Here is a 4,535-nt window from a genome sequence, read left to right as displayed (position 1 = left end):
CCAGGCGCAGCAGCGCTTCCTTGGCGGACGGGAAGACGGGGTCGATGCGCAGCGCGTGCTGGTAGCTTTCGCGGGCCAGGGCCTTGTTGCCCTGGGCCAGGTAGGCAGCGCCAAGGCTGTCCCAGGTGTTGGCGGCGTTCGGGTAGAGCGCGGTATTGATCTTGAGCACGGCCAGGCCGGTCTCCAATTGACGCTGCGTGACCAGGTTCATGCCGACCTCATTGAGGTAGCTCTCTTTGCCGGCATCATCCCTGGCATCCCGCAGCGCCTGGTAGGCCTTCAGCGCGGGCTCGTATTCACCGGCCAGCAGCAGCTCGCGCGGCAGGCGTTCGCCGTCGCGCAGGCGCGGCAGCCGCTCGGTCTTTCCTTCCGGGCCATGCAGCAGCAGGGCTTGCGCGCCATCGGTGCCCAGCTCGAAGCTGCGTTCGCGCGGCTGCTCGCGCTGCAGGTAGCGGTTGGCGCCAATGGTCACCAGCTCGCTGCTCGGCAGGCCGGCAAAGCCCAGTTGCAGGCGGTTGCCGTCACGGGTCACCACGGCCACCTGCTCACCGTTGACGCGGTAACGCCCGGGCGCGCTGGCCAGCGCCTGGGCGCTGGTGGACAGGGCTGCATGGGCTTTCACGCCGGGCCAGCCATAGGCAAAGGCGACGGCTTGCTGCAGCTCGCTCATCAAGGCGGGCTGGTTGGCGTTGATCATCACCACCACGCCCTGGCCACTGGTCTGGCTGCCGATGAGCATCGTGCAGAAGCCTTCGTCCCAGCCGCCGTGGGCGAAGTATTTCTGGCCGTCGAAATCCGGCATGCCCAGGCCCAGGCCGTAGCCGCTGCCCAGGCGCGGCGTGAGCATGTCCTGCGCCAGCGCGGCAGACACCCGAGGGCTCTGGCCCTTGAGCGCCTGCTGGATTTCGATCACGAACCTGGCCAGGTCTTGTGAGGTGGTCCACAGTCCGGCCGCGGCCATTTCGGGATAGGTGTTGCGCTTGCCGGTCAGCGCGCTGCCGTCGGGCAGCACGCCTGCGGCGGCACGCGGCAGCAGCGCGGCCGGCAGGGGATTGCTGAAGCTGCTGTCCACCATGCCCAGCGGGCCCAGCACGCGTTGCTGCATCAGCACCGGGAAGCTCTGCCGGGCCACGTCGGCCATCAGCAGCTGGGCCACGGTGTAGCCGCCGCCGGAATAGCGCCAGGCGCTGCCGGGCAGCTGGTCGACCCTCACCGGGGCAGAGTTGGCAGGCGGCGCGCCGTTGAGGATGGCCACGGTGTCCGGGAACGGGGTGCCCGCCGTGTAGCCGTTGAAGCCATGCACCGTGAGCCCGCCGGTGTGGCTGAGCAGGTGGGCCAGCGTCACCGGCACCTTGTCGGTGAATTCGTTGGCCGGGATCTGCCAGGATTTCAGCCGCGCATTGACCGGCTGCTGCAGGCTCAGTTCACCGGTTTGCACCATGCTGAGCGCCCCGTAGGCCGCCACCGGTTTGCTGACCGAGCCGGCCAGCAGCAGAGTGCTGGCCGTCATCGGTATGCCGGCCTCCCGGTCCGCCAGGCCGTAGGTGCGGGTCCAGGCGATGCTGCCGTTGTTGACCACCGTGAGGGTGACGCCCGGCACGCCGTAGTGCCGCATGCGTTCGGCCAGCGACCACGGCTTGTCTCCCTCGAAGCTCACCGGCGGACGCAGGCCGTTTTCGACGGCAGCCACCTTGGCCGCCACATCCTCGGCGGCCCAGACCGGGTGGGCACCGGCCGCGAACACGGCGCTCAACAAGGCGGCCGACAGGCGGGGCAAGGTCATCGGGGGCGTTGCAGGCATGTTGCGCGAGGGGTTGGTGTTGATCTGGACGAGCTTAGCGACACCCCCTGGCGTACAGGCGCGCTTGCGACGAACGGCCGCATGGGCGGACCAGCTGCAGCGGCGTGCGATCAACATCGGCTGCAGCGCGGGCGATTGCCCGGGATCACGCTTGGGGAGTGGCGTTGTCCCTCGCTTGTGCCCCTCCGGCACAGGCCTATGCTGGCCAGCTCATCATGCGAGCCCGCCCGGCTCGCCACGGCAGGAGACAAGGCCATGGGTCGCATTGCAGCAGCTGTTCTCTCGCAACTTTCTGCGCCTCGCCCTGCGCGCGCTGTGGTGCACGGTCTCCTGGTCACGGGCCTGTGCCTGGGCATGCAGGCGCTGGCGGCAGAGTTCCCGGCCGGCCAGGTGACCCTGCTCCCGCTGCCGGCAGGTGCGCTCCAGGGCAGCGGCGTGGGCTTGAACGACTGGGGGCTGGTGGCGGGCACCAGCGGCGCGGGCGGCGCTTCGCCTGTGCATGCCACGCTCTGGCAGCACGGCGTGTCCATCGTGCTGCCCGGTCTCAGCAACCAGGGCTACGCGACGGCCAACGATGCCAACGAGCGCGGCTGGGTGGTGGGCGTCAGCGTCGCGGCCAACGGCGACCCGCATGCCACGCTGTGGCGCCGCGGCAGCATCGGCTACCACGCGCAAGACCTGGGCACGCAAGGCACCGGCCGCTACAGCACGGCGGTGGCCGTCAACGCCAGCGGCCTGGTGGCCGGCTACAGCACCTTCGTGGTGACCAACACGCTGGACGCCCGCGCCACCCTCTGGCCCGCAGGCGGCCAGGCGGTAGACCTGGGCACGCTGGGCGGCAGCTTCAGCAGCGCCTACGGGCTGAACCGCGCCGGCCAGGTGGTGGGCGCCAGCGCCACGGCAAACAACAGCGCCATCCACGCCGTGCTCTGGCGAGACGGCAACATGCTGGACCTCGGACCCGGCTATGCCAACCAGATCAACGACAGCGGCCACATCGTGGGCATGGACGATGCCAGCCGGGCTGTTCGCTGGCTGCCAGATGGCACGCGGGTTTTGCTCGGCACGCTGGGCGGCAGCTTCAGCAGCGGCGCGGCCGTCAACAACGCCGGCCAGATCGCCGGCTGGGCCAGCATTCCCAGCGACACGCTGTTCCACGCCGTCTACTGGCAGGACGACGTGGCCGTGGACCTGAACGACTTCCTGGATGACGAGGCCCGCGCCGACGGCTGGTACCTCAGCTATGCCACCGGCATCAACGCCGCAGGCCTGGTCACCGGCGCCGCGTTCCGCGCCGGCACGGCAGAAATGCGGCCCTTCGTGGTGAAGCTGCCGAGGGCCGCGGGGCGAGTCGGTGAAATGTGAAGCCCACGGTGTCACCATGCGAATAATTGGCTAACGTGTTCTCGGTGCCGGCGTCCACGCCGCACCGGAAGATCCGGGCCTACCTGTCAGAGGCACCCTTGACCGTGGGCGGGATCGCCGAGTGTTTCGAGATGACCAAGCCATCGCTTTCCAAGCATTTGCGCGTCCTCGAACAGGCGGGCTTGGTGAAGCGCGAGAAGCGCGGCCAGTTCGTGCACTACAGCCTGGTCGACGACAACATGCTCGGCACGCTACACAACTTCGTCGCGGCCTTCTGCCCTGTCGACGGGCCGCTCAAAAAGGAAAGCGCTGCGCCGGCCAAGGCCAGGAAGCGCACTGCCACCCAGTCCGCGCGCCACAGATCGAAGCCGACGAGCGATTGGCCCAGGTCATCCTCGGCGCAGACGACAGGCACCTGATGTTCCGCACCTGCGCCAGCGTGCGCCTGCTGGACCAAGGCGCCATCGAATTCGCGCTGTCGACCCGCGTCGCATGCAAGAACCTGTTCGGCCGCCTGTACATGGCCGCCATCTCCGCGACGCACCGGAAGTACATCGCGCCAACGATGCTGGCGCATGCGATGGGGGCAGTGGAGACGGCGTTCAGGTGACGGCCATCCCGCCGATCTGATGCACATCAAGCACGACGCGCGCATCGGTGGCACGATCGCCTTCGCCCGGCAAGAGCCGGTACGAAGGCCGCCCCCATGGAGTTCAAGGACTACTACAAGCTACTCGGTGTCGAGCGCACGGCGAGCGCGGAGGACATCAAGAAGGCTTTCCGGCGCCTCGCCCGCAAGTACCATCCGGACGTCAGCAAGGTGCCGGATGCGCAGGCGCGCATGCAGGAACTGAACGAGGCCCACGAGGTGCTTCGCGACCCGGAGAGGCGCGCCGCCTACGACAACATCGGCCAGGGCCGGCAAGGCGGCGAGGAGTTCCGCCCGCCCCCGGGCTGGGACGCGGGCTTCGAGTTCAGCGGCGGCCCGCCGGACGGCTTCGGCGACGGCAGCCACAGCGACTTCTTCGAATCGCTCTTTGGCGCCGCGCGCCGCGGTGCCCGTGCGCGCCACAGCGAACGCGGACAGGACCACCACGCAAAGATCGTGGTGCCGCTCGAAGACAGCTTCCGCGGCGCGACGCGCGAGCTGAGCCTGCACAGCCCGACGCTGGACGCCAGCGGCCAGATGGTGCTGCACGAGCGCACGCTGCAAGTCGGAATCCCGAAGGGCATTCGTGCCGGCCAGCAGATCCGTCTGGCCGGCCAGGGCTCGCCCGGGTTCGGCGGCGGGCCGACCGGTGACCTCTACCTTGAGATCGAGTTCGCGCCGCACGCGCTGTACCGCGTTGACGGGCACGATCTCTATCTC

At 69.0% G+C, this 4,535-nt stretch carries 5 protein-coding genes; 4 read left to right on the top strand and 1 reads right to left on the bottom strand.

What is annotated here, in order from left to right; all coding sequences use genetic code 11:
- Positions 1 to 1,783, bottom strand: a 1,783-nt coding sequence (locus tag FKP22_RS21855) for a serine hydrolase domain-containing protein (RefSeq protein ID WP_170201006.1), incomplete at its 3' end; no start/stop codon positions are given.
- 336 nt (positions 1,784 to 2,119) lie between these two features.
- Between FKP22_RS21855 and FKP22_RS21850 the strand changes: the two genes are divergently transcribed.
- From FKP22_RS21850 to FKP22_RS21835, 4 genes are all read left to right on the top strand, one after another.
- Complete coding sequence (locus FKP22_RS21850) at positions 2,120 to 3,166, top strand: hypothetical protein (RefSeq protein ID WP_141289799.1); 1,047 nt, start codon at positions 2,120 to 2,122, stop codon at positions 3,164 to 3,166.
- Positions 3,167 to 3,201: 35 nt separating this feature from the next.
- Positions 3,202 to 3,585, top strand: coding sequence for a metalloregulator ArsR/SmtB family transcription factor (locus FKP22_RS21845; protein WP_231011274.1), 384 nt, complete (start codon positions 3,202 to 3,204; stop codon positions 3,583 to 3,585).
- Positions 3,585 to 3,776, top strand: a complete 192-nt coding sequence (locus FKP22_RS21840) for a DUF2867 domain-containing protein (protein WP_170201005.1) — start codon at positions 3,585 to 3,587, stop codon at positions 3,774 to 3,776. The genes FKP22_RS21845 and FKP22_RS21840 overlap by 1 nt, the downstream gene beginning before the upstream one ends.
- 96 nt (positions 3,777 to 3,872) lie before the next feature.
- Positions 3,873 to 4,535 (top strand): DnaJ domain-containing protein (locus tag FKP22_RS21835; RefSeq protein WP_141289797.1); only part of this gene is annotated, 663 nt, incomplete at its 3' end.

The organism is Ideonella azotifigens, assembly GCF_006519715.1.
In the GTDB taxonomy this organism is placed as follows: domain Bacteria; phylum Pseudomonadota; class Gammaproteobacteria; order Burkholderiales; family Burkholderiaceae_C; genus Ideonella; species Ideonella azotifigens.
The sequence above is the reverse complement of the archived record's forward strand: the minus strand, read 5'-3'. Positions and strand labels throughout refer to the sequence as shown.